The organism is Dokdonella ginsengisoli (genome assembly GCF_042652785.1).
In the GTDB taxonomy this organism is placed as follows: Bacteria; Pseudomonadota; Gammaproteobacteria; order Xanthomonadales; family Rhodanobacteraceae; genus Dokdonella_A; species Dokdonella_A ginsengisoli.
The window spans coordinates 401,478-426,062 of the sequence record NZ_JBHSHD010000007.1 but is presented as its reverse complement, the minus strand read 5'-3'; the positions used below and the strand labels follow the sequence as shown (position 1 = coordinate 426,062).

Below are 24,585 nucleotides of genomic sequence, written 5' to 3'. Positions count from 1 at the left end.
AGAGGCCGCGGTTCATTCCGCGGCCTTTTTCTTGGGCGTCTGGCGCTCCAGCCAGATCAGCATGCCCTTGGCATTGAGCTCGGCGTCGATGGCGAGCAGGTGCCGGCTCCGGGCTTCCGACACCGGCGCGCCGATGCGCCGCACTTCGTCGAGGAACAGCCGCTGCAGTGCTTCGGTGAGCGCCGCGACCGGGTCGTCGTCGCCCGCGTGGCGGTGCGTCAGCTCGACCTGCGCGTCGATGAGCCGGACCAGTGCCTGCGCGCGCGCCTGGACGTCGCCGATGCGCGAATAGTGCGTCAGCAGCATCGCGCGTGGCCGGCGTTCGAGCATGCGCGCGATGGTGGCCTTCATCGCGTCCGGTTCGAACTGGACCGGGCTGGTGGTCGGGAAGATCAGCGGCTGCGTGCCGCCGTCGAAGTCGCGGTAGCTGATGCCGAAGCAGTCGCCGGTGAACCAGCTCGCGCTGGCCTCGTCGTACAGCGCGACGTGGTGGCGCGCGTGGCCCGGGCTGTCGATGAAGTGCAGCCGGCGGCCGGCGAGGTCGACGTCCTCGCCGTCGGCCAGCGCGCGGACGCGCTCGGGCGCGACCGGCACGAGCGTGCCGTAGGTGCGGGCGACGACCTCGGCGCCGTAGACCTGCTCGGCGCTGGCCTGCAGCGCGGACGGGTCGACCAGATGGCGGACGCCGCGCGGATGCGCCAGCGCCAGCGCGTTCGGCAGCTCGCGCAGCAGCGCGCCGAGGCCGCCTGCGTGGTCCAGGTGCACGTGGCTGGCGACGACGTAGCGCACGTCCTCGCGCGTCAGGCCACGGTCGGCGAGCGCGGCGAGGACGCGCGGCACGCTGAAGTTGGTGCCGGCGTCGAAGACAGCCGCGGCACCGTTCGACTCGATCAGGTAGCAGGCGCCGAAATGCGGCCGCTCCAGGCCGATGTCGACGACGGTGATGCCGTCGCCGAGGTGTTCGTGATGCATGCCGTCGCTCGTCAGGGCGTTCTCGCGAACGTACGGCACGGATGATGGCATCATGGCGGCCTGGAGCCCAACCGGATGCCCGCATGTCCGCCGAACCCGCCACGCTGCTGATCGAACCGCGCCTGCACGACCTCGGCGACGGCTTCAACGTGCGGCGGGTGCTGCCGTTCCGCCTGCGCCGCCACGTCGGGCCGTTCGTGTTCTTCGACCACATGGGACCGGCCGCGCTCGCGCCGGGGCGCGGGCTCGACGTGCGCCCGCATCCGCACATCGGCCTGGCCACCGTCACCTACCTGTACGAAGGCGCGATCGCGCACCGCGACAGCCTCGGCAGCGAGCAGGTGATCCGCCCCGGCGACGTGAACTGGATGACCGCCGGCCGCGGCATCGTGCATTCCGAACGCACGCCGGCGCCGGAGCGTGCGGCCGGGCATCGCGTGCACGGCATCCAGACCTGGGTCGCGCTGCCGAAGGAGCACGAGGAAGTCGAGCCGGGCTTCTTCCACCATCCGGCGGCGACCCTGCCGCAGGCCGAGCGCGACGGCGTGCGCCTGCGCGTGATCGCCGGCGAGGCGTTCGGCCTGCGCTCGCCGGTGCGGGTGTACGCGCCGACGCTGTACGTCGACGTCGAGTTCCTGCGCGACGGCGTGCTGGTCCTGCCGCCCGAGCACGAGGAGCGCGCGGTCTATCTCGTCGACGGCCAGGCGCGCCTCGACGGCGAAACGCTGCCCGCCGCGCACATGCGCGTGCTCGCGCCCGGTGGCGACGTGGCGATCGCCGGGTCCGCCGGCACGCGCGTCATGCTGTGCGGCGGCGCGCCGCTCGACGGCGAACGCACGATCTGGTGGAACTTCGTTTCCTCCAGCAAGGAGCGCATCGAGCGCGCCAAGGCCGACTGGCTCGCCCAGCGCCTGGGCCAGGTGCCGGGAGAGACGGAGTTCATTCCGCTGCCCGAGCGGTGAGGAAGAATCATGTCCGACTACGCGAGCTTCCGCGATTTCTACCCCTTCTACCTCGGCGAGCACCGCAACCGCACCTGCCGGCGCCTGCACTTCGTCGGCAGCTGCCTGGTGCTGCTGGTGATCGGCGTCGCCGTTGCCGCGCGCGACGCGCGCTGGCTGCTGCTGGCGCCGGTGGCGGGCTACGGCTTCGCCTGGGTCGGCCATTACGCGTTCGAGAAGAACCGGCCGGCCACGTTCAAGCATCCCCTGTACAGCCTCGCTGGCGACTGGGTGATGTTCTGGGACGTGCTGCGCGGGCGCGTCACGATCTGAGGCGCGACGCATGGCCGAGGTGAGCGCCGCCGCCGCGCGCGGCGCGCCGGATACCCGTCTGCGCTACGTCGACGCGCTGCGCGCGATCGCCGCGTTCCTGGTGCTGTGGCTGCACGTCGGCGACAGCTTCTTGCACCTGGACGGCGCGACGCCGCTGCGCGGCGCCTGGCTGCAGGGCGTCGCCTCCAGCGTGGATCTCGGACGGGTCGGTGTGGTCGCGTTCTTCCTGATCAGCGGTTTCGTCATTCCGTTCAGCATGCGCCCGGCGCAGCCGGCGCCGGTGCGCTCGTTCCTGATCAAGCGCTTCCTGCGCATCTTCCCGGCGTACTGGCTGTCGATTCCGTTCGGCGCGGCCACCGGCTGGTGGCTGTGGGGGCGCGAGTTCGGCGTCGCGGATTTCCTCGTCAACCTGACCCTGCTGCAGGACCTGTTCGGCATGCGCGCGGCCGAGGGCCTCTACTGGACCCTGCTGGTCGAGGTCGTGTTCTACGGGCTGTGCGTCGTCCTGCTGCTGACGCGCAGCCTGGATCGCCCCAGGCGCCTGCTCGCGCTCGCCGCCGCCTTCGGCTCGGTGTACTCGCTGGCGCTGGTGGCGCATTGGTTCGGCCGGCCATTGATGGGAAAGGTCGCGGCATTCGGGTTCCTGAACCTGTCGATCATGCTGTGCGGCACGCTGTATCGCCGGCTGATTCTCGAAGACGAGCCGCAGGGTGACCGTCTCGCGCGCGCCGGAACGATCGCGCTGTTCGGCTATTACCTGATCGTGCTGCCGTGCGCCGCGGTCTGGGCGGCCGGCTTCGCGCGCAACGCCACGATCGCCTACGCGCTGGGCATGCTGCTGTTCGTCGTCGGCACGCGTTTCGTGCGCATCCAGACGCGCCTGACCGACTGGCTCGGCCGGATCAGCTACTCGATCTACCTGTTCCACCCGGTGGTGTTCATGTCGCTGCTGTGGCTGCTGTCGCGCCAGCCGGCCGGTTCCTGGTGGCGCACCCAGCACCTGGGCGTGTACATCGCGGTCGTCGCGGCGCTGACGGTCGCGCTCGCCGCGCTGGTGTACCGCTGGGTCGAGCGGCCCTGCATCCGCCTCGGCCACCGGCTCGCGCGCTCGGTGCAGGAGCGCGCCGGCCGCGCGCGAACGGCCGCGCCGACCGCCGATGTCCCCGCGGCCGCTCTCGCCTCTGTCGATTCCGCCGCCTCGCGTTCGTCGTAGTCGCAGGAACCCGCCGCAGGAACGGCGGGCGGCAGGCCCGCGGACGGGACGGGCGGGCCTTGCCCGGCCGTGACGATGATGGTCTGATCGGGCGCCATGACGGCGACCGACATCCGCAAGACGATCGAAGCGGTTTGGCACATGGAATCGGCCAAGCTCATCGCGGTGCTCGCGCGCATGCTGCGCGACGTCGGGCTCGCCGAGGAGCTGGCGCAGGACGCGCTGGTCACCGCGCTCGAGCAGTGGCCCGAGCGCGGCGTGCCGGACAATCCCGGCGCCTGGCTGATGGCCACCGCCAAGCATCGCGCGATCGACCGCTTGCGCCGCCAGCAGCTGCTGCAGCGCAAGCACGAGGAGCTCGGCTACGAGATCGAGGTCGGGCAGGAGGCGGATCGGGGCGTGGAACTCGACGCGGCCATCGACGACGACATCGGCGACGACCTGCTGCGCCTGATCTTCGTCGCCTGCCATCCGGTGCTGTCGCAGGAGGCGCGCGTCGCGCTCACGCTGCGCCTGCTCGGCGGCCTGACCACCGACGAGATCGCGCGCGCGTTCCTGGTGCCCGAGCCGACCATCGCGCAGCGCATCGTGCGCGCCAAGCGCACGTTGGCCGACAAGCAGGTGCCGTTCGAGGTGCCGCGCGCGGACGAGCTCGCCGCGCGGCTGTCGTCGGTGCTCGAAGTCATCTATCTGGTCTTCAACGAAGGCTACGCGGCGACCGCCGGCGACGACTGGACGCGGCCGGCGCTGTGCGAGGACGCGCTGCGCCTGGGGCGCGTGCTCGCCGAGCTGATGCCGGAGCAGGCCGAGGTGCACGGTCTGGTCGCGCTGATGGAGATCCAGGCCTCGCGCCTGCGCGCGCGCATCGGCCCCGGCGGCGAGCCGATCCTGCTGCTGAAGCAGAACCGCGGTGCCTGGGACCGCCTGCTGATCCGCCGCGGCCTGGCTGCGCTCGCGCGTGCCGAGAAGCTCGGCGGCGTGCACGGACCGTACGCGCTGCAGGCCGCGATCGCCGCCTGCCACGCGCGCGCGCCGGCGGCCGAGGACACCGACTGGCCGCGCATCGCCGCGCTGTATGCGCAGCTCGCCGCGCTGATGCCGTCGCCGGTGGTCGAGCTGAACCGCGCCGTGGCGGTGTCGATGGCGTTCGGGCCGCAGGCGGGCCTGGCGATCGTCGATGCGATCCGCGCCGAACCGACGCTGGCCAGCTATCACCTGCTGCCGAGCGTACGCGGCGACCTGCTCGAAAAACTCGGCCGCGGCGGCGAGGCGCGCGCCGAGTTCGAGCGTGCCGCGGCGCTCGCGCGCAACGCACGCGAGCGCGAGCTGCTGCTCGACCGCGCAGCCGGCTGCGAACGCGTCGCCTAGAGCGCGGTCAGTGCACGGCCGAGCCGGCCGGCGCCGAGGACGGCATCGAGGCACGCAGCAGCGCCGCGCCGATCAGCGCCGCCAGCGCCGCGAAGCAGGCGCCGACCAGGAAGGCCGCGTGGTAGCCGTCGTTCAGTGCGACCAGTGCGTCGGAGCCGGCCGCGGCCAGCGCGCTGCTGCGCGCGGCGGCCAGGCTGGCGAGCACGGCCAGGCCGAGCGCGCCGCCCATCATGAACGAGGTGTTGACGATGCCGGAGGCGAGGCCGGAGTCGCTCGGCGCGACGTCGTTCATCGCCGCCAGCAGCACCGGATTGAAGGCGATTCCGGCGCCCAGGCCGAGCAGCAGCATCGCCGGCAGGATGTCGAGCACGAAGTCGCCGTGCACCGGCGCGCGCGCGAACAGCGCCAGGCCGATCGCGGCGAACACCAGGCCGCTGGCCAGCGGCAGGCGGATGCCGAAGCGCATGACCAGCCTGGCCGACACGCCGAGCGAGCACACCGCCATGATCAGGTTGGCCGGCAGGAAGGCGAGGCCGACCTGCATCGGCGTGTAGCCGAGCACCAGCTGCATGTACAGCGCGGAGAGGAAGAACCAGGCGAACATCGCCGCTGCCCACAGCACGCCGATGACGTTGGCGGTGGCGAGGTTGCGCAGGCGGAACAGGCCGAGCGGCATCAGCGGCACGCGCGCGCGCGATTCGATCACCAGGAAGGCGCAGAGCAGGGCGGCCGCGCCGCCGAGCAGGCCGAGCGTGCGCGTCGAGGTCCAGCCGGCCTCGTTGCCGTTGACGATCGCGTAGACCGCGAGCATCAGCGCCGTGGTGACGCTGACGGCGCCGGCGACGTCGAGCTGCTTGCCTTGCGCGCTCGTCTGCGAGGCGGGCAGCAGGCGCAGCGACAGGGCGACGACGGCGAGGCCGATCGGGATGTTGATCAGGAAGATCCAGTGCCAGCTCAGCGCACCGGTCAGGAAGCCGCCGAGCATCGCACCGATGCTGCCGCCGCCGGCGCAGACGAAGCCGAACACGCCCATCGCCCTGGCGCGGTCGGCCGGCTCGGTGAACAGGTCCATGATCAGCGACAGCGCCACCGCGTTGACGACGGCGCCGCCGATGCCCTGCAGCGCGCGCGCGGCGACCAGGAAGCCCTGCGAGCCGGCCAGGCCGCAGGCCAGCGAGGCCAGCGTGAACGCGACGATGCCGAGCAGGAACAGCCGCCGGTGCCCGTACAGGTCGCCGAGCCGGCCGCCGAGCAGCAGGAAGCCGCCGAAGGTCAGCATGTAGGCGTTGACGACCCAGGCCAGCGCGCTGTCGGTGAAGCGCAGGTCGGCCTTGATCGAGGGCAGGGCGACGTTCACTACGGTGGTGTCGAGCACGATCATCAGCACGCCGAGGCAGAGCACGCCGAGCGCGAACCAGCGCTGGCGGCCGTGGGGGTCGGGGGACTGGGTGGCTGGCGCGTGGGACATGTGGAATCCTTGGAAGTTTGCGGCATCTGGTGCTTGCGACGAACGGGGCCGGCCGGAATCGACAGGCCGCCGGCATCGGGAATCCGGTACGGCGGTCGGCGTCGGGGCTGCCTCGTGCGAGTTCGTCGCAGGAACCGCGATTGAAGTCGGCCATGGTTGCACCATGTCTACAATGCCAAAACCCCACCTGCATGCCCCGCTACCGAAGGAAGGATTGATGCGAACTGCCACCGAGCCGACGCCGAGCGGCGTGGGCGAACCGATCGTGCAGGTGTCCGGCTTGGGCAAGACCTACGCCGGCGGCTTCCAGGCCCTGAAGGACGTTTCCCTGAGCATCCGCCGCGGCGAGATCTTCGCCCTGCTGGGGCCGAACGGCGCAGGCAAGACGACCCTGATCAGCATCATCTGCGGCATCGTCAATCCGAGCGTCGGCAGCGTGCTCGCCGATGGTCACGACATCGTGCGCGACTACCGCGCCGCGCGCTCGAAGATCGGCCTGGTGCCGCAGGAGCTGCACACCGACGCGTTCGAGAGCGTGTGGGCCACGCTGCGCTTCAGCCGCGGCCTGTTCGGCAAGTCGCCCGATCCTGCGCACCTGGAGAAGGTGCTGCGCGAGCTGTCGCTGTGGGAGAAGAAGGACAGCAAGATCATGTCGCTGTCGGGCGGCATGAAGCGCCGCGTGCTGATCGCCAAGGCGCTCGCGCACGAGCCGAAGATCCTGTTCCTGGACGAGCCCACCGCCGGCGTCGACGTCGAGCTGCGCCACGACATGTGGCGCATGGTGAGGCGGCTGCGCGACGACGGCGTCACCATCATCCTGACCACGCACTACATCGAGGAGGCCGAGGAAATGGCCGACCGCATCGGCGTGATCCGGCGCGGCGAGCTGATCGTGGTCGAGGACAAGGACGTGCTGATGCGCAAGCTCGGCAAGAAGCAGCTGGCGCTGAGCCTGCAGGCGCCGCTGGAGCGCATCCCCGGAAACCTCGCCGCGCTGCCGCTGGAACTGTCCGCCGACGGCCTGACCCTGGTCTACACCTTCGACGCGCAGGGCGAGGAGACCGGCATCGCCGAGCTGCTGCGGCGCCTGGGCGAGCACGGCGTCGCGTTCAAGGACCTGCACTCGAGCGAGAGTTCGCTGGAGGACATCTTCGTCGGCCTGCTGCACTCGGACGCCCAGGAGAAACGCGCATGAACACCCATGCGATCCGTGCCATCTACCGCTTCGAGATGGCCCGCACGTTCCGCACCCTGACCCAGTCGATCGCCTCGCCGGTGCTGTCGACGTCGCTCTACTTCGTCGTGTTCGGCGCCGCGATCGGCTCGCGCATGGGCGCCGTCGACGGCGTCAGCTACGGCGCCTTCATCATTCCCGGCCTGATCATGCTGTCGCTGCTGAACGAGAGCATCTCCAACGCCTCGTTCGGCATCTACCTGCCCAAATGGTCGGGCACGATCTACGAACTGCTGTCGGCGCCGGTCTCCTTCGTCGAGGTGCTGATCGGCTACGTCGGCGCGGCGGCGACCAAGTCGCTGATGCTCGGCGTGCTGATCCTCGTCACCGCGCGCATCTTCGTGCCGTACGAGATCGAGCATCCGCTGTGGATGCTCGGCTTCCTGCTGCTGACGGCGGTCACCTTCAGCCTGTTCGGCTTCATCATCGGCGTGTGGGCCGACGACTTCCAGAAGCTGCAGGTCATCCCGCTGATGGTGGTCACGCCGCTGACCTTCCTCGGCGGCGCGTTCTACTCGATCGGCATGCTGCCGCCGGTGTGGCAGAAGATCGCCCTGTTCAATCCGGTCGTGTACCTGATCAGCGGCTTCCGCTGGAGCTTCTTCGGCCAGGCCGACGTCAACGTCGGCATCAGCCTCGCCGCGACGCTCGGTTTCCTCGCGCTGTGCCTGGGCATCGTGTGGTGGATCTTCCGCACCGGCTACAAGCTCAAGTCCTGAGTCGCCCTCCCGTTGGCGGGAGAGGGCGGGTTCCTCAGTGCCCGCCCGGCCCGGCCGCGACGTTGCCGAACGGCGGCTTGGCCAGCCAGACGATCGGGATCATCGCCAGGAACAGGAAGGTGCAGAGCAGGAACACGTCATTGACGGCGAGCGTCAGCGCCTGGCGCGTGACGATGCCTTCGATGATCGACCAGCTGCGCACGGCCGGGCCGCCGAGCGCGGACAGGCCGTCGATGTAGCCGGTCGTCGCCGCGCTGGCGCCGGTCAGGTGCTCGGCGAGCACGGCGTGGTGATAGTCGCCGCGGTGCTGCCAGATGGTCACCGTGACCGCGGTGGAGATGCTCGCCGCCAGGGTGCGGCAGAAGTTCGCCAGGCCTGAGGCCGAGGCGATCTCGTGCGGTTTCAGCCCGGACAGGAACACCTGGTTCAGCGGAATGAAGAAGCACGGGATCGCCATGCCCATGATGAAGCGCGGCCACACCAGCTGGTTGAACGAGGCGGTGTCGGGGAAGCTGGCGAACCAGTACGAGGTCAGCGCGAACACGACGAACGCGAAGGTGACCACCGAGCGCAGCTCCAGGCGCTGGATGTTGCGCCCGATCACCGGCGACAGCAGGAAGGCGAGGATGCCGACCGGCGCGGTCGCCAGTCCCGCCCACGACGCGGTGTAGTTCAGCACGGTCTGCAGCCACAGCGGGTAGACCACGTTGATGCCGAAGAAGCCGAGCATGCCGAACGACATCGCGGTGACGCCGATGGCGAAGTTGCGCCGGCGGAACAGGCTCAGGTCGACGACCGGGTGCTTGTCGGTCAGCTCCCACGCGACGAAGAAGGTCAGGCAGACCACGGCGATGATGCCGAGCGTGGTGATGAAGGTCGAGGAGAACCAGTCCTTGTCGTTGCCGTTGTCGAGCATGAACTGCAGGCAGCCGACGCCGACCACGAGCAGGATCAGGCCGATCGCGTCGATCGGCGCCTTCACGATCGTCGTCTCGCGGTGGCGCAGCAGGGCCCAGGTCACGATCACGGCAAGGATGCCGACCGGCACGTTGATGTAGAAGATCCACGGCCAGGAATAGTTGTCGGTGAGGTAGCCGCCGAGGATCGGGCCGAAGATCGGCGCGACCACCACCGTCATCGCCCACAGCGCGAGCGCGAGTCCTTTCTTCTCGTTCGGGTACGCGTTGAGCAGCAGGCTCAGGCTCAGCGCGACCATCGGGCCGGAGCCGGCGCCCTGCAGCAGCCGCGCCACGACCAGCATCGGCATGCTGGTGGCCAGGCCGCACAGCATCGACATGGCGACGAACAGGAACGCGGAGACGCAGAAGCTGCGCACTTCGCCGAAGCGGCGCGCGATCCAGCCCGACAGCGGCTGCATGATCGCGCTGGCGAGCGAGTAGGAGCTGATCGCCCAGGTACCTTCCTGCGGGCTGACGCCGAGGCTGCCGGCGATGTGCGGCACCGAGACGTTGACGATCGTGATGTCGAGCACTTCCATGAACGTCGCGAACGCGACGGCGATCGTCAGCAGCACCAGCGGCGTGCCGTGCAGCGGCGGCAGCACCGGTTTTCCCTGTTCGGCGGCCACGCGGGCGGTTCCTCAGCGCGCGGTCGGCAGGTTCGCGGCGACGATCGCGTCCGCCTCGGCTTCCGCCTTGGCGAGGTCGCGCTCGTAGACCGTGGTCTGCGCCACCGGCGTCGTTCCCGGTGCGGCGGCGAGCACCTTGCCGGAGCGGTCGTGCGTATCGACGGTGACGGCGGTCGACAGGCCGATGCGCAGCGGATTGCGTTCGAGCTGCTTCTCGTCCAGCGCGATGCGCACCGGCACGCGCTGCACGACCTTGATCCAGTTGCCCGACGCGTTCTGCGGCGGCAGCAGGGCGAACGCCGAGCCGCTGCCGGCGCCGAGACCGACCACCGTGCCGTGGTACTCGACGCTGCCGCCGTACAGGTCGCTCTCGACCTTGGCCGGCTGGCCGATTCGGATGTGTTCGAGCTGGCTTTCCTTGAAGTTCGCGTCGACCCACAGGTCGTGCAGCGGAATGATCGTCAGCAGCGCCTGGCCCGGCTGCACGCGCGCGCCGACCTGCACGCTGCGCTGCGCGACGTAGCCGCCGATCGGCGCAACGATCGCGTTGCGCTCGCTGGCGATCCACGCCTCGCGGAACGCCGCCTTGGCCTGCAGCACCGAGGCGTTCGCGCCGATGTCGGTGCCGTCGACCAGGGCGTGCGAAGCAGCCGCCTGGCGCGTGGCCAGGTCGAGCGCGGCCTTGGCCGTGTCGACCGCCTCGCGCGCATGGGCGACTTCTTCCGGCGCGATCGCCTTGTCCGCCAGCAGCGGCTGGCGGCGCTTGAGGTCGGCTTCGGCGCGGGCGAGGTCGAGTCTGCGCGCGACGATCGCGGCGTCGTACTGGCCGGCCATCTCGGTCTGCTGGCGCACCTGGCGCACGGCGTTGGCGAGTGCGCTCCGGGCCTTGGCGAGGTTGACCTGGGCGTCGGTCGGATCGAGCTTGACCAGCGCCTGGCCGGTCTCGACCCGCTGCGTGTCGTCGACCAGCACGGCGACGACGGTGCCGGGCTGCTGCGTCGAGACCGCCACCTGGTTGCCGGCGACGTAGGCGTCGTCGGTGACCTCGCGCAGCGAGAAGACGAACAGGTACAGCAGGTACCAGCCGATGCCGGCGGCGACGAAGACCAGCGCGATCGTGATCAGGATCGCGCGGCGCTTGCCGTTGCCTTTGGCGGCCGGCTCGTTCTCGGATTGGGTGTCGGTCATCGGGATTGGTCCGGTGCAGAATGGACAGCTCGTGCGGAAGGGGAAGCCTCGGGCGCGTCCGCGCCGGAAGCGGAAATCCGGGTCGCCGCGTCGACGCGATAGCCGCCGCCGAGCGCCTTGGTCAGCGCGATCTCGGCCGAGATCGCGTCGGCCGCCAGGGTCGCGGCGGCGTCGCGCTGCTGCAGCAGGTCGGTTTGTGCGGTGAGCAGGCTGCGATCGTCGACGAGGCCGCGCTGCGCGCGCGCCGTCACCGTGCGCTGCAGCTCGAGCGTCGCGTCGACCTGGCGTTCGCGCTCGAGCCGGCGCGCGCCGATCTGGCGCAGGTTCAGCGCTTGCGTGGCGACGTCGCGGGCGGCGTCGACGACGCTGCCGTCGTACGCCGCGGCCGCCGCCTTGAGCTGCGCCTGCGAAGCGCCGTACTGCGCGTTCAGGCGGCTCAGCGCGAACAGCGGCAGATGCAGGGCGGGGCCGACGCCGAAGGTGCGGCTGCTCGCGTTGGACAGCTTGTCCAGATCGATCGAGGACAGCCCGACCATCGCGCCCAGGCTGATGTCGGGATAGAACTCGGCGCGTGCCTGCTCGACGCGTCGCATCGCCGCCTCGACGCGCCAGCGATTGGCGGCGATGTCCGGCCGGCGCGCGAGCAGGTCGAGGCCGACGTCGTCGGGCAGCTTCGTCTCGACCGCCGGCAGCGGCCTGGCGGCGAGCGCGGGCAGCTCGGCCGGAGCGACGCCGAGCAGGGCGGCGAGCGCGGCGAGGCGGATCGGCGCGGAGCCGGCATAGGCGGCTTCGAGTTCGCGCGCGCCGGCGAGCCGGGCGTCGGCCTGGTGGACCAGGTCGGGCGTGTCGATGCCGCGCGCGGCGCGCTTCTCGGTCAGCAGGCGGCTGCGTTCCAGCGCGGCGACGGATTCGCGCGCCAAGGCCAGCCGCGCCTGGTCGGCCTGCCAGGTGAAATAGGTGTCGGCGACGGCGGTGGTCAGCATCAGCGCGGCGGCGCTGCGCTCGGCTTCGGCCGCGCGCGCTTCGTCCACCGCGGCGGCCACCGCCGCGCGCGTCTTGCCCCAGAAGTCGAAGTCGTACTGGAACTGCAGGCTGAGATCGCCCTGGTTGTACCAGGTGAAGCCGAGGAACTGGCTCGGGATCAGGCCGTTCTCGCTCATGCGCAGGCGCTGCACTTGCGCGTTCGCCTGCACCGAGGCGCCGCCGGCGGCGCGCGCGATGTCGATCGAGCGCAGCGCGGTGCCGAAGCGCTTGCGCGCCTCGTCGAGCGTCGGAGCGGCGTCGAGCGCCTTGCGCTCGAGAGCATCGAGCTGGTCGTCGCCGTAGCGCTTCCACCATTGCGCTTCCGGCCACTGGCCGCCCTGCGCCACGCCGATGCCGGCGAGCGGCGCTTCGTTGCGCAGCGCCGGCGCGTCGGGCTTGGGCGGAATCGAACAGCTCGCCAGAGCGAGCGCAGCAGTCAGTGCGGCGAGGCGGGCGGCGACGCGGTTCATCGGGCGGATTCGGAGGTCGGGAGACGGGCGCGACGTGCGCCGGACAAAACGATACCACACAGTTCTGTAATTGCCGACCACCGGCCGCGGCGCTGCGTAGAGCCGCCGTTCAGCGATGTGACGAGGCTCAGCGGTAGTCGCGGTGGCAGGCGTCGCAGGCCTGCGAGACCGCGCTCAGCGCCTCGGCCTGGCGGCCGCACTCGGCCTGCGGGTCCCACGCGGCCACCGTGTCGCGCAGGTCCTGCGCGTACTTGGCGAACACGCGGTCCTTGGTGCCCGGATCGAGCAGGGCGCGTTCGAGGTCGTCCGAGAGCAAGGCCAGATGCGAGCGCGAGACGGTCAGCGACGCGTCGGCGCAGCGGCCCAGCCGCAGCGTTTCGCGCGCCTGGCCGAGCTCGTGCTGCATCACGTTCATGACCGCCCGCGGCCAGGCGTTGCGCCGCTGCAGCGTGCTGGCCGCGGTCAGGGCGAGCAGGGCGCCGATCAGGACGCCGCCGGCGAGGCAGAGCAGGTAGCGCATGCTCAGCCCGGCGTCACGGGGCGCTTGCGGCTGCGCAGGTTCGTCAGCAGCAGGGTGGCGAGGCCGAGCAGGATCTCGTCGACGAACGGGATCACGTCAGGGATCAGCAGATCCAGCACGAACAGGCCCGCCGTCAGTGCGGCCAGGCGCGGAAAGCGCAGGCCTTCGGCCCAGCGCAGCAGGCGACCAGTGAGCGGATTGGGCATCGGGGCACTCCGGCAGTGTGCGTCCTACGATGACGTCTGCACCGGGCGGGCGTCAACGCGGCGGGGCGGGCGAGTCGTCGGCGACACGGAAATCCTTGCCGCGCTTGTCGATCAGGCGCAGGGCGAGCCGGTCGGGCAGCAGCTTGAAGAAGCCCTTGATCGCGCGGTTGACGCGGCCGCTGACGCGCACGACGTCGCCGCGTTCGAGCGCGGCGAACGCCTCGCGCACGACCGGCGCGGCGTCCATCCACAGCCAGCGCGGCATGTCCTGCACCAGTTCGCGCGCGCCGTTGACGTCGTGGAACTCCGAATACGTGAAGCCGGGGCAGAGCGCGCAGACGCGGATTCCATGCGGGCGGTTCTCCAGCGCGAGCGCCTGCGAGAACTTGATCAGGTAGGCCTTGGAGGCGGCGTAGAGCGTGTGCCCGGCCGGCGCCGGCAGCAGGCCGGCGAGCGAGGCGACGTTGACGATGCGGCCGTCGCCGCGCGCGCGCATGCCCGGCAGCAGGCGATGGCACAGCTCGGTCGGCGCCGTCATCATGACCTGGACGAAATCGGCGTGCGTCGCCCACGGGCGCGACAGGAAGGTGCCGGTGACGCCGTAGCCGGCGTTGTTGACCAGGGTGTCGACGACGAGCCCGCGACGGGCCGCCTCCTCGCACAGGAACTGCGGCGCCGCCGGGTCGGCCAGGTCGCAGGCGATGCACTGCACGTCGACGCCGTGGCCGGCGCGCAGTTCGGCGGCGAGTGCCTCCAGCCGCTCCGAGCGCCGGGCGGTCAGGATCAGGGCGTGGCCGCGCGCGGCGAGTTCGCGCGCGAAGGCCGCGCCGATGCCGGCGGACGCGCCGGTGACGAGAGCATGAGCCGGTTCCATCGCCCGATCTTCGCGGCATGCCGGCGGCGGCGCAATCGCGGCGCATCGCCGGCGGCGGAAGGTTGTCGCTGCCGCGGACGATCGCTATCCTTGCGCGCCTTTTCGCCGCTCAGGATTGCCATGCGTCGCCCGCTGGTCGCCGGAAACTGGAAGATGCACGGTTCGCGCGCGGGTGCGATCGAGCTCGTCGGTGCGGTCGCCGCGGCACTGCCGGACGGCGTCGACGTCGCCGTGCTGCCGCCGTTTCCGTATCTCGACGGCCTCGTCGCGCTGCACGGCGCGGGCGGCCTCGCCTTCGGTGCCCAGGACCTCAGCGAGCACGCGCAGGGCGCCTACACCGGCGAAGTCGCCGGCGCCATGCTCAAGGACGTCGGCTGCCGCTACGTGCTGGTCGGCCATTCGGAGCGGCGCCAGTACCACCGGGAATCGGACGAGCTCGTCGCGGCCAAGTTCGCCGCCGCGCAGGCCGCCGGCCTGGTGCCGATCCTGTGCGTGGGCGAGACGCGCGCCGAGCGCGAGGCGACGCAGACCGAGGCGGTGATCGCGCGCCAGCTCGACGCGGTCGTCGCGCACGCCGGCGTCGCGGCGTTCGCGCAGGCGGTCGTCGCCTACGAACCGGTCTGGGCGATCGGCACCGGCCTGACCGCCTCGCCGGAGCAGGCGCAGGCGGTTCACGCATTCATCCGTGACAAATTCGTTCGGCTCGATGCTACAATTGCCAGCTCGCTGCAGCTTTTGTACGGCGGCAGCGTAAAGCCCGGCAATGCGGCCGAGCTGTTCGGCCAGCCCGACGTGGATGGCGGATTGATCGGCGGGGCTTCGCTGGTGGCGTCGGATTTCATCGCCATCTGCCGTGCCGCGCGAACGTAGAAAACAAAGAGCTACGACTCATGTTGTCCATCGTTGCAAACATCCTCTATGTGCTGATCGCCATCGGCATGATCGTCCTGATCCTCCTGCAGCGCGGTGCTGGCGCCGCGGCGGGGTCGGGCTTCGGTGGTGGCGCTTCGGCAACCGTCTTCGGTGCGCGCGGCTCGGCGAACTTCCTGTCGCGCAGCACGGCGGTCCTCGCCGGTTTGTTCTTCCTGCTCAGCCTCGGCATGGGCATCTATGTCGGTCGTCCGGATGCTCAGATCCGTTCGTCGGACGATCTCGGCGTGATGTCCGGCGTCGCCACTCCGGCGAAACCGGCTCCGGCGGCACCTTCGTCGAACGGCGAAGTTCCGCAGCCGGCGGCGGCGCCAGCGGCGTCGCCCGACAAGCCGCAGCCGACGTCCGCCGAAGCCGCCGACAAGCCCGCCGCGACCGGCGACAAGCCGGCCGCCGACGCGCCGGCGAAAGACGCGCCGAAGGATGGGGGGAAGGACGGAAAGTAAGCTGTGCCCAGGTGGCGGAATTGGTAGACGCACTACCTTGAGGTGGTAGCGACGCAAGTCGTGGAGGTTCGAGTCCTCTCTTGGGCACCATAAATCGGTCGGTCGCGCTCCGGGGCATTCTCCGGGGCGTGTTCGCCCGATCTTTCTTTACCGTCGTCGCCCGGCCCGGCCGGAGCGATCGCTGATGCGCCGCCAGGCGCGGAGGTGTGTGTGCTCACCGAGTATTTCCCGGTGCTGTTGTTCCTCGTCGTCACCGCGATCGTCGGCATCGCGCTGATCGTGATCGGCAATCTGCTCGGCCCGAAGCGGCCGCAGGCCCAGAAGTACACGCCCTACGAGTGCGGCTTCGAAGCGTTCGAGGACGCGCGCATGCGTTTCGACGTGCGCTACTACCTGATCGCGATCCTGTTCATCATCTTCGATCTCGAGATCGCCTTCGTCTTTCCGTGGGCGACGGTGTTCTCCAAGCTCGGCCTGCTCGGGCTGATCGAGATGGGCATGTTCCTGGCGCTGCTGGTGCTCGGCTTCGTCTACGTCTGGAAGAAGGGAGCTCTCGAATGGGAGTAGCGTTCCCAAGCGCCGGACCGGGCATCCTGCCACGCCGCGTTTGCCGCGCCGCGTTTGCCGCGTCGAACGCGGCCGCGTTCTCCGCGTCGGCGCATCCCTGCGCCGGTGGCATCACGAGGATTGACGCATGAGTCTGGTTTCCCGCATCGGCGAGTCGATGCACAACCCGCCGCCGGTCAGCATCGTCGACGACATCCTGCGGCCCGGCGACGACAATCCGCTGATCCAGCGCGGCTTCGCCACCGCGAGCATGGACGCCCTGATCAACTGGGCGCGCACCGGCTCGATGTGGCCGATGACCTTCGGCCTGGCCTGCTGCGCGGTCGAGATGATGCACGCCGGCGCCGCGCGCCTGGACCTGGACCGCTACGGCGTGATCTTCCGTCCGTCGCCGCGCCAGTCCGACGTGATGATCGTCGCCGGCACTCTGGTCAACAAGATGGCTCCGGCGCTGCGCAAGGTCTACGACCAGATGCCCGACCCGAAATGGGTCATCTCGATGGGCTCGTGCGCGAACGGCGGCGGCTACTACCACTATTCGTACGCGGTCGTGCGCGGCTGCGATCGCATCGTGCCGGTCGACATCTACGTGCCGGGCTGCCCGCCGACGGCCGAGGCGCTGATCCACGGCATCCTGCAGCTGCAGAAGAAGATCCGCCGCACGAACACGATCGCCCGCTGAAATCGGGCCCGCCGCGCGCCGCCGACGCCCAGAAGGCGCCGGCGCCGGCCGCGGGAGTGAGGCAGGACGCCGAACGCAACGCGCGACACGGACGTGCAGGCACTTGAACAGTGATAGAGCGATGACGGAAGCCAACTCACAATTCGCGCAGAAGCTGGAGGCCAGGCTCGGCCAGAAGCTGGTCCGGCTGACCCACACGCGCGGCGAGACGACGGTCGAGGTGCTGCCGGAGAACTGGCTCGCGGCCGCGACGATGCTGCGCGACGACGCCGAGCTGCGCTTCGAGCAGGCGATGGACCTGTGCGGCGTCGACTACCTGTCCTACGGCGACGCCGAGTGGGACACCACCGACGTGTCGTGGACCGGCTTCTCGCGCGGCGTCGAAGGCGAGGGTCCGGGACGCTTCGGCTGGGCCGACCGCCCGCATCCGGCGCACATCCCGCACCGCTTCGGCGTGGTCGTGCACCTGCTCTCGCTCGCGCACAACCGGCGCCTGCGCCTGCGCGCGCACTGCGCCGACGACGAGCTGCCGAGCCTGCCGTCGCTGATCGATATCTGGCCGGCCGTGGACTGGTTCGAGCGCGAGGCGTTCGACCTGTACGGCATCGTGTTCGAAGGCCACCCGGACCTGCGCCGCATCCTCACCGACTACGGTTTCGTCGGCCATCCGTTCCGCAAGGACTTCCCGCTGATCGGCAACGTCGAGGTGCGCTACGACCCCGAGAAGCAGCGCGTGGTGTACGAGCCGGTGACCTCGGTCGAGCCGCGCGTGCTGGTGCCGCGCACCATCCGCGACGACTCGCGCTACGAGCAGGCGAGCGCCGAAAGCAAGGCAGGGAAATAGCCGCCATGCAGGAAATCAAGAACTACACGATGAACTTCGGCCCGCAGCATCCGGCTGCGCACGGCGTGCTGCGCCTGGTGCTGGAGATGGACGGCGAGACGATCGTCCGCGCCGACCCGCACGTCGGCCTGCTGCACCGCGCGACCGAGAAGCTGGCCGAGTCCAAGCCGTTCAACCAGTCGATCGGCTACATGGACCGCCTCGACTACGTCTCGATGATGTGCAACGAGCACGCCTACGTGCGCGCCATCGAGAACCTGCTCGGCGTCGAGGTGCCCGAACGCGCGCAGTGGATCCGCACGATGTTCGACGAGATCACGCGCATCCTGAACCACCTCATGTGGCTCGGCTCGAACGCGCTCGACCTCGGTGCGATGGCGGTGTTCCTGTACGCGTTCCGCGAGCGCGAGGAGCTGATGGACTGCTACGAGGCGGTCTCCGGCGCGCGCATGCACGCGACCTACTACCGCCCCGGCGGCGTCTACCGCGACCTGCCCGAGCAGATGCCCAAGTACGGCGAGTCGAAGTGGCACAAGGGCAAGGATCTGGAGCGCCTGAACGAATGGCGCGGCGGTTCGATGCTCGACTTCCTCGACGCCTTCACGGCCGATTTCCCGCGCCGCGTCGACGAATACGAAACCCTGCTGACCGGCAACCGCATCTGGAAGCAGCGCACCGTCGACATCGGCATCGTCTCGCCCGAGCACGCGATGGCCTGGGGCATGTCCGGGCCGATGCTGCGCGGCTCCGGCATCGAATGGGACCTGCGCAAGAAGCAGCCCTACGCCAAGTACGCCGAGGTCGATTTCGACATCCCGGTCGGCGTCAAGGGCGACTGCTACGACCGTTACCTCGTGCGCGTCGAGGAGATGCGCCAGTCCAACCGCATCGTCAAGCAGTGCGTGGACTGGCTGCGGAAGAATCCGGGGCCGGTGATGGTGCGCAACTTCAAGGTCGCGCCGCCTTCGCGTGTCGAGATGAAGGACGACATGGAAGCGCTGATCCATCACTTCAAGCTGTTCACCGAAGGCTATTCGGTTCCGCCGGGCGAGACCTACGCGGCGGTCGAGGCACCGAAGGGCGAATTCGGCATCTACCTGGTCTCCGACGGCGCCAACAAGCCGTTCCGCCTGAAGTGCCGTGCGCCGAGTTTCGTGCACCTGTCATCGATGGACTCCATCGTGCGCGGGCACATGCTGGCCGACGTCGTCGCGATGATCGGCACCTACGACGTCGTATTCGGAGAAGTCGACCGATGAAAGCGACCGGTACCTTCGAGCAGGTCAAGGACGTCGATCCGCTGCTCGCGTTGAACGCGCACACGCGCGAGCACATCGACCACTGGGTGGCGAAGTTTCCGCCGGACCGCAAGCGCTCGGCGCTGATCCAGGGCCTGTGGGCGGCGCAGGAGCAGAACGGCGGCCATCTGACCGACGAGCTGATCACCGCGGTGACGAAGTACCTCGGCCTGCCGCAGGTCTGGGGCTACGAGGTCGCCACGTTCTACTCGATGTTCGAGACCACGCCGGTCGCGCGCAACAACGTCGCGATCTGCACGAACATCTCCTGCTGGCTCAACGGCGCCGAGGACATCGTGCGCCACTGCGAGCAGAAGTACGGCATCAAGCTCGGCGAGAGCAGCGCGGACGGACGCATCTACCTCAAGAAGGAAGAGGAATGCCTGGCCGCGTGCTGCGGCGCGCCGATGATGGTCGTCAACGGCCACTACCACGAGAAGCTGACGATCCAGAAGGTCGATCAGATCCTCGACGGGCTGGAGTGACGGCATGAATCGTCCGGCCGGCGCGTTCCTTGCTCTCGCCCTGGCGCTGCCCGCGTGCGCGCAGGCGGAGGCGTGGACGACGTTCGAGGACAGCGACCGCGCGTTCTGGGATTCCGGCGCGCGCCTGGAAGTGGATCTCGATTCGGTGCGCAAGGCCGACGTCGCCAAGGCGACCGATGCCGCCGGCAATCCGCTCGGAGGGCCGTACTTCGTCGCCGTGCGGCGTGCACTGCTTTCCGAGGATGGCCGCAAGGCGCTGGGCTACGACAGCGAGCTGGCCAGCGAGTACTACCACTGCGCCGGCGAAGCGTCGCTGCGCACGGTCAACGGTTCGGTGCTGTCGGCGGAGATCACCGGCGACAAGCGGAAAATCAAGTATCAGGGTCGCGCGGACGAGGCCTACGCCTTCGCCCCCGCGGCCACGGGTTGGCAGAAGAATCTGCAATCGCTCGTATGCGCGCGCGCGCAGGCGATCGGATCCTGAGGCAAGGTAACGATGAGCTACGGTCCCGCACCACAGGAACACCAGGTCGTCTACACGACGCTGCACCACGAGCAGCCGTGGACGCTGGAAAACTATCTGAAGGCCGACGGCTGGAAGGCGTGGAAGAAGATCCTCGCCGAGAAGCCCGATCCGGCGACGATCGTCGACGAGGTCAAGAAGAGCGGCCTGCGCGGCCGCGGCGGCGCGGGCTTCCCGACCGGCCTGAAGTGGTCGTTCATGCCGCGCACCGCGCCGGGGCAGAAGTACATCCTGTGCAACTCGGACGAGTCCGAGCCGGGCACGTGCAAGGATCGCGACATCCTGCGCTTCAACCCGCACGCGGTGCTCGAAGGGCTGGCGATCGCCTGCTACGCGACCGGCTCGACCGTCGCCTACAACTACCTGCGCGGCGAATTCCATCACGAGCCGTTCGAGCACATCGAGCACGCGCTGAAGGAAGCCTACGAGGCTGGCCTGCTCGGCAGGAACATCCAGGGCAGCGGCATCGACGTCGACATCCACAACGCGCTCGGCGCCGGCGCCTACATCTGCGGTGAAGAGACCGCGCTGATGGAGTCGCTCGAAGGCAAGAAGGGCCAGCCGCGCTTCAAGCCGCCGTTCCCGGCCAACTTCGGCCTGTACGGCCGGCCGACGACGATCAACAACACCGAAACCTATGCCTCGGTGCCGACGATCCTCGTCAAGGGCGCCGAGTGGTTCTTGAACCAGGGCAAGCCGAACAACGGCGGGCCGAAGATCTTCTCGGTGTCCGGCCACGTCAACAAGCCGGGCAACTACGAGATCCGCCTGGGCACGTCGTTCAAGGACCTGCTCGAGATGGCCGGCGGCGTGCGCAACGGCCACAAGCTGAAGGCGGTGATCCCCGGCGGCTCGTCGATGCCGGTGCTGCCGGCGGCGACGATGATGGAACTGACGATGGACTACGACGCGATCCAGAAGGCCGGCTCCGGCCTCGGCTCGGGCGCGGTCATCGTCATGGACGAGACCACCTGCATGGTGCGCGCCTGCCGCCGCATCAGCCAGTTCTATTTCAAGGAAAGCTGCGGCCAGTGCACGCCGTGCCGCGAAGGCACCGGCTGGATGTACCGCATGCTGACGCGCATCGTCGAAGGCAAGGCCCAGCTCGGCGACCTCGACATGCTCAAGGCCGCCGCCGGCCAGATCGAAGGCCATACGATCTGCGCGTTCGGCGAAGCCGCCGCGTGGCCGGTGCAGGGCTTCCTGCGCCACTACTGGGACGAATTCGAATACTTCATCAAGAACGGCCGCTCGATCGTGGACACAAAGCTGGGAGTGGCCGCATGAGCGCGCAGCCCGCAGCTCCGGCCGTGCCGCCGGATCACGTCACGATCGAGATCGACGGCCGCTCGATGGTCGTGCCGAAGAACTCGATGATCATTGCCGCGGCCGACAAGGCCGGCATCGCGATTCCGCGCTTCTGCTACCACGAGAAGCTGCCGATCGCCGCGAACTGCCGCATGTGCATGGTCGAGGTCGAGATGGGCGGCAAGCCGATGCCCAAGCCGCAGCCGGCCTGCGCCACGCCCGTCGCCGACGGCATGAAGATCCAGACGCAGTCGCAGCGCGCCCTGTCCGCGCAGCGCAACGTGATGGAGTTCCTGCTGATCAACCATCCGCTCGACTGCCCGATCTGCGACCAGGGCGGCGAGTGCGAGCTGCAGGACCTGTCGATGGGCTACGGCCGCTCGGTCAGCCGCTTCGTCGAGCGCAAGCGCACGATCCCCGACGAGGACCTCGGCCCGCTGGTCGAGACCGAGATGACGCGCTGCATCCAGTGCACGCGCTGCGTGCGCGTGATGTCCGAGGTGGCCGGCACCTACGAACTGGGCGGCATGGAGCGTGGCGAGCGGCTGCAGATCGGCACCTACGTCGGCAAGCCGCTGATGAGCGAGCTGTCGGGCAACGTCATCGACGTCTGCCCGGTCGGCGCGCTGACCAACAAGCCGTTCCGCTTCAAGGCGCGCGCCTGGGAGCTGATCGCACGCGAGTCGATCGGCTACCACGACGCGCTGGGCTCCAACCTGTGGCTGCACACGCGCCGCGGCGAGGCGCTGCGTGCGGTGCCGCGCGACGCCGAGTCGATCAACGAATGCTGGCTGTCGGACCGCGACCGCTATTCCAACGACGCGCTGCGCGCGCCCGACCGCGCGACCAGGCCGATGATCCGCCGCAACGGCGAGCTGGTCGAGGCGAGCTGGGCCGAGGCCCTGGCCTTCGTCGCCGACCATCTGCGCACCGCGCGCGGCGACGTCGGCGCGCTGGTCGCGCCGCTGGCCTCGAACGAGGAGGGCCATCTGCTGGCCCGCCTGGTGCGCGGTCTCGGCAGCGACAGCATCGACCATCGCCTGCGCACGCAGGATTTCTCCGACGCGCCGTTCGCCGCGCCCTTCCAGATGCCGGTCGCCGAGATCGAGAAGGCCCGCACGATCCTGCTGGTCGGCTGCAATCCGCGTCACGAGGTTCCGCTGCTGAACCATCGCCTGCGCAAGGCGGTGAAGGGCGGGGCCAGGGTCTACGCGATCAACCCGGTCGATTTCGACTTCAACTTCGAGCTGGCCGGCAAGACGGTGGCGACGCCGTCGGCGATGCTCGACGCCGTGCTCGCGCTGGCCAAGGCGAGCAACGACCTGGGCCACCTGCCGGAGTCGTCGGCGCTGGCGCAGGCGATCGGCGGCCTCGACGCCGGTGCGACGGCGCAGGGCTGGGTCGCGCAGCTGCGCGACTCCGCCGCCTCGGTGGTGATCCTCGGCGAAAGCGCCGTGCAGCATCCGAACGCGGCCTGGCTGCGCGCGGCGGCACGCTTCGTCGCGAAAGCCACCGGCTCGGCCTACGATGAGATTCCCAACGGCGCGAACGCCGTCGGCCTGGCGCGCGCCGGCGCGCAGCCGCAGGCGTCCGGCCGCGACGCCGCCGCCATGCTGGTGAAGCCGCCCAAGCAGCTGATCGTCTACCAGGCCGGTTCGCAGGACACCGGCGCGCCCGCCGCATTCGACCAGGCGCGCAGCGGAGCGGACTTCTACGTCTACGTCGGCGCCTACGCCTGCGAGGGCGTCAAGCGCACCGCGCACGCGGTGCTGCCGATCGGCCTGCCGCCGGAGATCGACGGCAGCTACACCAATCTCGACGGCATCACGCAGGTCGTCTCCGCCGCGACCAAGCTGCCGGGCGACGCGCGTCCGGGCTGGAAGGTGCTGCGCGCGCTCGGATCGGCGCTGTCGCTGGACGGCTTCGGCTTCACCGAGATCGACGAAGTCCGCGCGCAGATGCGCGAGGCCGCGCCGCACGCGGACACGGCGGCGCCGGCACCGCGCAAGGAGCCGGCCGCCGGCCGCTTCGTGCGCATCGCCACCACCGCCGTGTATCGCGCCGACGCCGTGCTGCGCCGCTCGCCGGCTCTGCAGGCGCATCCGCTGTCGCGCCCGGCCGGCGTGGTGCTGCACCCGGAGGACGCGCTCGCGCTCGGCCTGGGCGCAGGCGCGAACGCGAAGGTGTCCTCGTCGGTGGTGCTGCCGGTCGAGGTCTCCACGCGCGTGCCGCGCGGAGCGGCCTGGATCGAGGCCGGGCACGTCGCCACGGCCGCGCTGCCGCCGTACGGCGCCACCCTGGACATCGTGAAGGCGTGACGACGACATGAACTGGATCATCGACGCCTACACCTGGTTCGTCACGACCTTCCCGACGCTCTCGATGGCGATCGGGCTGTTCCTGTTCCCGATGCTGCCGTTGATCATCGCGGTCGCGCTGTACGTGTGGTGGGAGCGCAAGGTCATCGGCTGGATGCACGTGCGCATGGGACCGAACAAGGTCGGTCCGCTGGGCCTGGCGCAGACCTTCGCCGACGTGTTCAAGCTGCTGCTGAAGGAAGTCATCTACCCGGCCAACGCGAACAAGAAGCTGTTCCTGCTCGCGCCGCTGTGGGCGCTGATCCCGGCCTTCGCGGCCTGGGCGGTGGTGCCGATCGGTCCGCACGTGGCCTGGTCGGACGCCAATGCGGGCCTTTTGTTCCTGCTCGCGATGACCTCGATGGGCGTGTACGGCATCATCCTCGCCGGCTGGGCCTCGAACTCGCGCTACGCCATGCTCGGTGCGATGCGCGCGGCGGCGCAGACGATCTCCTACGAGATCGCGATGGGCTTCTCGCTGGTCAGCGTGCTGGTGCTCGCCGGCAGCCTGAACCTGTCCGACATCGTCAATGCGCAGGCCGGCGCGAAGGGCATCCTCGACTGGTTCGTGGTGCCGCTGCTGCCGATGGCGGTGATCTACTTCGTCTCCGGCGTGGCCGAGACCAACCGCGCACCGTTCGACGTCGCCGAAGGCGAGTCGGAAATCGTCGCCGGCTTCCACGTCGAGTATTCCGGCGCGCCGTTCGCGGTGTTCTTCCTGACCGAATACGCGAACATGATCCTGGTGTCGTTCCTGGCGCCGATCCTGTTCTTCGGCGGCTGGCTGTCGCCGTTTCCGGCTGCGTGGGGCTTCCTCGGCGCGCCCGGCTGGTGGTGGCTGGCGGCCAAGGCGTTCTTCTTCGCGACCGCGTTCATCTGGTTCCGCGCGAGCTTCCCGCGCTATCGCTACGACCAGATCATGCGGCTCGGCTGGAAGGTCTTCATCCCGATCACGATCGTGTGGGTGTTCGTGGCCGGCTGCCTGAAGTATTTCGGCTGGGTCACGACGGGCGCCTGAGGCCAGAGCA

25 protein-coding genes and 1 tRNA gene are annotated in these 24,585 nt (G+C 69.6%); 18 read left to right on the top strand and 8 right to left on the bottom strand.

The features are described 5' to 3' along the window. Positions 1 to 12: 12 nt before the first annotated feature. Entirely contained in the window at positions 13 to 972 is a 960-nt protein-coding gene (locus ACFO6Q_RS09500; protein WP_380020420.1) for an MBL fold metallo-hydrolase, read from the bottom strand. Positions 973 to 1,055: 83 nt separating this feature from the next. Between ACFO6Q_RS09500 and ACFO6Q_RS09495 the strand changes: the two genes are divergently transcribed. The 4 genes from ACFO6Q_RS09495 to ACFO6Q_RS09480 all read left to right on the top strand — a co-directional run bounded on the left by ACFO6Q_RS09495 (position 1,056) and on the right by ACFO6Q_RS09480 (position 4,827). Then, on the top strand, positions 1,056 to 1,934 hold the full coding sequence (locus ACFO6Q_RS09495; protein ID WP_380020419.1) for a pirin family protein: 879 nt from the start codon (positions 1,056 to 1,058) through the stop codon (positions 1,932 to 1,934). Positions 1,935 to 1,943: 9 nt separating this feature from the next. Then, the gene (locus ACFO6Q_RS09490; RefSeq protein ID WP_380020418.1) at positions 1,944 to 2,246 is read left to right on the top strand and encodes an Mpo1-like protein; all 303 of its coding nucleotides are present in this window, start codon (positions 1,944 to 1,946) and stop codon (positions 2,244 to 2,246) included. A gap of 10 nt (positions 2,247 to 2,256) precedes the next feature. Continuing rightward, positions 2,257 to 3,459 carry an acyltransferase family protein gene (locus ACFO6Q_RS09485; RefSeq protein ID WP_380020417.1) on the top strand — a complete coding sequence of 401 codons (1,203 nt, stop codon included), beginning with the start codon at positions 2,257 to 2,259 and terminating at the stop codon, positions 3,457 to 3,459. A 96-nt stretch (positions 3,460 to 3,555) separates the two neighbouring features. Further along, on the top strand, positions 3,556 to 4,827 hold the full coding sequence (locus ACFO6Q_RS09480; RefSeq protein WP_380020415.1) for an RNA polymerase sigma factor: 1,272 nt from the start codon (positions 3,556 to 3,558) through the stop codon (positions 4,825 to 4,827). A 7-nt stretch (positions 4,828 to 4,834) separates the two neighbouring features. Here the strand turns inward: ACFO6Q_RS09480 and ACFO6Q_RS09475 are convergent, their stop codons facing one another. After that, positions 4,835 to 6,295 (bottom strand): DHA2 family efflux MFS transporter permease subunit, encoded by a 1,461-nt coding sequence (locus tag ACFO6Q_RS09475; protein ID WP_380020414.1) that lies wholly within the window; start codon positions 6,293 to 6,295, stop codon positions 4,835 to 4,837. 217 nt (positions 6,296 to 6,512) lie between these two features. Between ACFO6Q_RS09475 and ACFO6Q_RS09470 the strand changes: the two genes are divergently transcribed. Both ACFO6Q_RS09470 and ACFO6Q_RS09465 read left to right on the top strand, forming a co-directional pair. Continuing rightward, positions 6,513 to 7,490, top strand: coding sequence for an ABC transporter ATP-binding protein (locus ACFO6Q_RS09470; RefSeq protein ID WP_380020413.1), 978 nt, complete (start codon positions 6,513 to 6,515; stop codon positions 7,488 to 7,490). After that, positions 7,487 to 8,248, top strand: coding sequence for an ABC transporter permease (locus tag ACFO6Q_RS09465; RefSeq protein ID WP_380020412.1), 762 nt, complete (start codon positions 7,487 to 7,489; stop codon positions 8,246 to 8,248). Before ACFO6Q_RS09470 ends, ACFO6Q_RS09465 begins: the two co-directional genes overlap by 4 nt. A 34-nt stretch (positions 8,249 to 8,282) precedes the next feature. Here ACFO6Q_RS09465 and ACFO6Q_RS09460 read toward each other — a convergent pair whose 3' ends face one another. From ACFO6Q_RS09460 to ACFO6Q_RS09435, 6 genes are all read right to left on the bottom strand, one after another. Further along, a complete protein-coding gene (locus ACFO6Q_RS09460; RefSeq protein ID WP_380020411.1) occupies positions 8,283 to 9,836 on the bottom strand; it encodes a DHA2 family efflux MFS transporter permease subunit in 1,554 nt (517 codons plus the stop codon). 12 nt (positions 9,837 to 9,848) lie between these two features. After that, positions 9,849 to 11,024: an HlyD family secretion protein gene (locus ACFO6Q_RS09455; RefSeq protein ID WP_380020410.1), complete on the bottom strand. Its 1,176-nt coding sequence runs from the start codon at positions 11,022 to 11,024 to the stop codon at positions 9,849 to 9,851. Next, entirely contained in the window at positions 11,021 to 12,517 is a 1,497-nt protein-coding gene (locus ACFO6Q_RS09450; protein ID WP_380020409.1) for an efflux transporter outer membrane subunit, read from the bottom strand. The genes ACFO6Q_RS09455 and ACFO6Q_RS09450 overlap by 4 nt, the downstream gene beginning before the upstream one ends. Before the next feature lie 127 nt (positions 12,518 to 12,644). Then, positions 12,645 to 13,037, bottom strand: coding sequence for a hypothetical protein (locus tag ACFO6Q_RS09445; protein WP_380020408.1), 393 nt, complete (start codon positions 13,035 to 13,037; stop codon positions 12,645 to 12,647). A gap of 2 nt (positions 13,038 to 13,039) precedes the next feature. Beyond that, positions 13,040 to 13,243 (bottom strand): DUF6116 family protein, encoded by a 204-nt coding sequence (locus tag ACFO6Q_RS09440; RefSeq protein ID WP_380020407.1) that lies wholly within the window; start codon positions 13,241 to 13,243, stop codon positions 13,040 to 13,042. A gap of 52 nt (positions 13,244 to 13,295) precedes the next feature. Beyond that, positions 13,296 to 14,117, bottom strand: a complete 822-nt coding sequence (locus ACFO6Q_RS09435; RefSeq protein WP_380020406.1) for an SDR family NAD(P)-dependent oxidoreductase — start codon at positions 14,115 to 14,117, stop codon at positions 13,296 to 13,298. Positions 14,118 to 14,237: 120 nt separating this feature from the next. Between ACFO6Q_RS09435 and tpiA the strand changes: the two genes are divergently transcribed. The 12 genes from tpiA to nuoH all read left to right on the top strand — a co-directional run bounded on the left by tpiA (position 14,238) and on the right by nuoH (position 24,575). Next, positions 14,238 to 14,987, top strand: coding sequence for a triose-phosphate isomerase (tpiA, locus tag ACFO6Q_RS09430; protein WP_380020405.1), 750 nt, complete (start codon positions 14,238 to 14,240; stop codon positions 14,985 to 14,987). 20 nt (positions 14,988 to 15,007) lie between these two features. After that, the gene (gene secG / locus ACFO6Q_RS09425) at positions 15,008 to 15,493 is read left to right on the top strand and encodes a preprotein translocase subunit SecG (RefSeq protein WP_380020404.1); all 486 of its coding nucleotides are present in this window, start codon (positions 15,008 to 15,010) and stop codon (positions 15,491 to 15,493) included. 5 nt (positions 15,494 to 15,498) lie between these two features. After that, positions 15,499 to 15,583 (top strand) — tRNA-Leu (locus ACFO6Q_RS09420). 120 nt (positions 15,584 to 15,703) lie between these two features. Further along, positions 15,704 to 16,060, top strand: coding sequence for an NADH-quinone oxidoreductase subunit A (locus tag ACFO6Q_RS09415; protein ID WP_380020403.1), 357 nt, complete (start codon positions 15,704 to 15,706; stop codon positions 16,058 to 16,060). Between the two features lie 127 nt (positions 16,061 to 16,187). After that, positions 16,188 to 16,742 (top strand): NuoB/complex I 20 kDa subunit family protein, encoded by a 555-nt coding sequence (locus ACFO6Q_RS09410; protein ID WP_380020401.1) that lies wholly within the window; start codon positions 16,188 to 16,190, stop codon positions 16,740 to 16,742. Between the two features lie 121 nt (positions 16,743 to 16,863). After that, complete coding sequence (locus ACFO6Q_RS09405) at positions 16,864 to 17,586, top strand: NADH-quinone oxidoreductase subunit C (protein WP_380020400.1); 723 nt, start codon at positions 16,864 to 16,866, stop codon at positions 17,584 to 17,586. 5 nt (positions 17,587 to 17,591) lie between these two features. Then, on the top strand, positions 17,592 to 18,845 hold the full coding sequence (locus ACFO6Q_RS09400; RefSeq protein ID WP_380020399.1) for an NADH-quinone oxidoreductase subunit D: 1,254 nt from the start codon (positions 17,592 to 17,594) through the stop codon (positions 18,843 to 18,845). Continuing rightward, positions 18,842 to 19,369 (top strand): NADH-quinone oxidoreductase subunit NuoE, encoded by a 528-nt coding sequence (gene nuoE / locus ACFO6Q_RS09395; protein WP_380020398.1) that lies wholly within the window; start codon positions 18,842 to 18,844, stop codon positions 19,367 to 19,369. The genes ACFO6Q_RS09400 and nuoE overlap by 4 nt, the downstream gene beginning before the upstream one ends. Before the next feature lie 4 nt (positions 19,370 to 19,373). Beyond that, positions 19,374 to 19,853, top strand: a complete 480-nt coding sequence (locus ACFO6Q_RS09390) for a hypothetical protein (RefSeq protein WP_380020397.1) — start codon at positions 19,374 to 19,376, stop codon at positions 19,851 to 19,853. A 12-nt stretch (positions 19,854 to 19,865) separates the two neighbouring features. Beyond that, complete coding sequence (gene nuoF, locus ACFO6Q_RS09385; RefSeq protein ID WP_380020396.1) at positions 19,866 to 21,179, top strand: NADH-quinone oxidoreductase subunit NuoF; 1,314 nt, start codon at positions 19,866 to 19,868, stop codon at positions 21,177 to 21,179. Further along, positions 21,176 to 23,518 (top strand): NADH-quinone oxidoreductase subunit NuoG, encoded by a 2,343-nt coding sequence (gene nuoG, locus ACFO6Q_RS09380; RefSeq protein ID WP_380020394.1) that lies wholly within the window; start codon positions 21,176 to 21,178, stop codon positions 23,516 to 23,518. The genes nuoF and nuoG overlap by 4 nt, the downstream gene beginning before the upstream one ends. Before the next feature lie 7 nt (positions 23,519 to 23,525). Continuing rightward, complete coding sequence (gene nuoH, locus ACFO6Q_RS09375) at positions 23,526 to 24,575, top strand: NADH-quinone oxidoreductase subunit NuoH (RefSeq protein ID WP_380020393.1); 1,050 nt, start codon at positions 23,526 to 23,528, stop codon at positions 24,573 to 24,575. Positions 24,576 to 24,585 lie beyond the last annotated feature (10 nt).

What these genes read in the sequence shown, in the direction of transcription:
- ACFO6Q_RS09500 (WP_380020420.1), bottom strand. Translation starts at nt 972, where the DNA reads ATGCATCACGAACACCTCGGCGACGGCATCACCGTCGTCGACATCGGC.
- ACFO6Q_RS09495 (WP_380020419.1), top strand. Translation starts at nt 1,056, where the DNA reads ATGTCCGCCGAACCCGCCACGCTGCTGATCGAACCGCGCCTGCACGAC.
- ACFO6Q_RS09490 (WP_380020418.1), top strand. Translation starts at nt 1,944, where the DNA reads ATGTCCGACTACGCGAGCTTCCGCGATTTCTACCCCTTCTACCTCGGC.
- ACFO6Q_RS09485 (WP_380020417.1), top strand. Translation starts at nt 2,257, where the DNA reads ATGGCCGAGGTGAGCGCCGCCGCCGCGCGCGGCGCGCCGGATACCCGT.
- ACFO6Q_RS09480 (WP_380020415.1), top strand. Translation starts at nt 3,556, where the DNA reads ATGACGGCGACCGACATCCGCAAGACGATCGAAGCGGTTTGGCACATG.
- ACFO6Q_RS09475 (WP_380020414.1), bottom strand. Translation starts at nt 6,295, where the DNA reads ATGTCCCACGCGCCAGCCACCCAGTCCCCCGACCCCCACGGCCGCCAG.
- ACFO6Q_RS09470 (WP_380020413.1), top strand. Translation starts at nt 6,513, where the DNA reads ATGCGAACTGCCACCGAGCCGACGCCGAGCGGCGTGGGCGAACCGATC.
- ACFO6Q_RS09465 (WP_380020412.1), top strand. Translation starts at nt 7,487, where the DNA reads ATGAACACCCATGCGATCCGTGCCATCTACCGCTTCGAGATGGCCCGC.
- ACFO6Q_RS09455 (WP_380020410.1), bottom strand. Translation starts at nt 11,024, where the DNA reads ATGACCGACACCCAATCCGAGAACGAGCCGGCCGCCAAAGGCAACGGC.
- ACFO6Q_RS09450 (WP_380020409.1), bottom strand. Translation starts at nt 12,517, where the DNA reads ATGAACCGCGTCGCCGCCCGCCTCGCCGCACTGACTGCTGCGCTCGCT.
- ACFO6Q_RS09445 (WP_380020408.1), bottom strand. Translation starts at nt 13,037, where the DNA reads ATGCGCTACCTGCTCTGCCTCGCCGGCGGCGTCCTGATCGGCGCCCTG.
- ACFO6Q_RS09440 (WP_380020407.1), bottom strand. Translation starts at nt 13,243, where the DNA reads ATGCCCAATCCGCTCACTGGTCGCCTGCTGCGCTGGGCCGAAGGCCTG.
- ACFO6Q_RS09435 (WP_380020406.1), bottom strand. Translation starts at nt 14,117, where the DNA reads ATGGAACCGGCTCATGCTCTCGTCACCGGCGCGTCCGCCGGCATCGGC.
- tpiA (WP_380020405.1), top strand. Translation starts at nt 14,238, where the DNA reads ATGCGTCGCCCGCTGGTCGCCGGAAACTGGAAGATGCACGGTTCGCGC.
- secG (WP_380020404.1), top strand. Translation starts at nt 15,008, where the DNA reads ATGTTGTCCATCGTTGCAAACATCCTCTATGTGCTGATCGCCATCGGC.
- ACFO6Q_RS09410 (WP_380020401.1), top strand. Translation starts at nt 16,188, where the DNA reads ATGAGTCTGGTTTCCCGCATCGGCGAGTCGATGCACAACCCGCCGCCG.
- ACFO6Q_RS09405 (WP_380020400.1), top strand. Translation starts at nt 16,864, where the DNA reads ATGACGGAAGCCAACTCACAATTCGCGCAGAAGCTGGAGGCCAGGCTC.
- ACFO6Q_RS09400 (WP_380020399.1), top strand. Translation starts at nt 17,592, where the DNA reads ATGCAGGAAATCAAGAACTACACGATGAACTTCGGCCCGCAGCATCCG.
- nuoE (WP_380020398.1), top strand. Translation starts at nt 18,842, where the DNA reads ATGAAAGCGACCGGTACCTTCGAGCAGGTCAAGGACGTCGATCCGCTG.
- ACFO6Q_RS09390 (WP_380020397.1), top strand. Translation starts at nt 19,374, where the DNA reads ATGAATCGTCCGGCCGGCGCGTTCCTTGCTCTCGCCCTGGCGCTGCCC.
- nuoF (WP_380020396.1), top strand. Translation starts at nt 19,866, where the DNA reads ATGAGCTACGGTCCCGCACCACAGGAACACCAGGTCGTCTACACGACG.
- nuoG (WP_380020394.1), top strand. Translation starts at nt 21,176, where the DNA reads ATGAGCGCGCAGCCCGCAGCTCCGGCCGTGCCGCCGGATCACGTCACG.
- nuoH (WP_380020393.1), top strand. Translation starts at nt 23,526, where the DNA reads ATGAACTGGATCATCGACGCCTACACCTGGTTCGTCACGACCTTCCCG.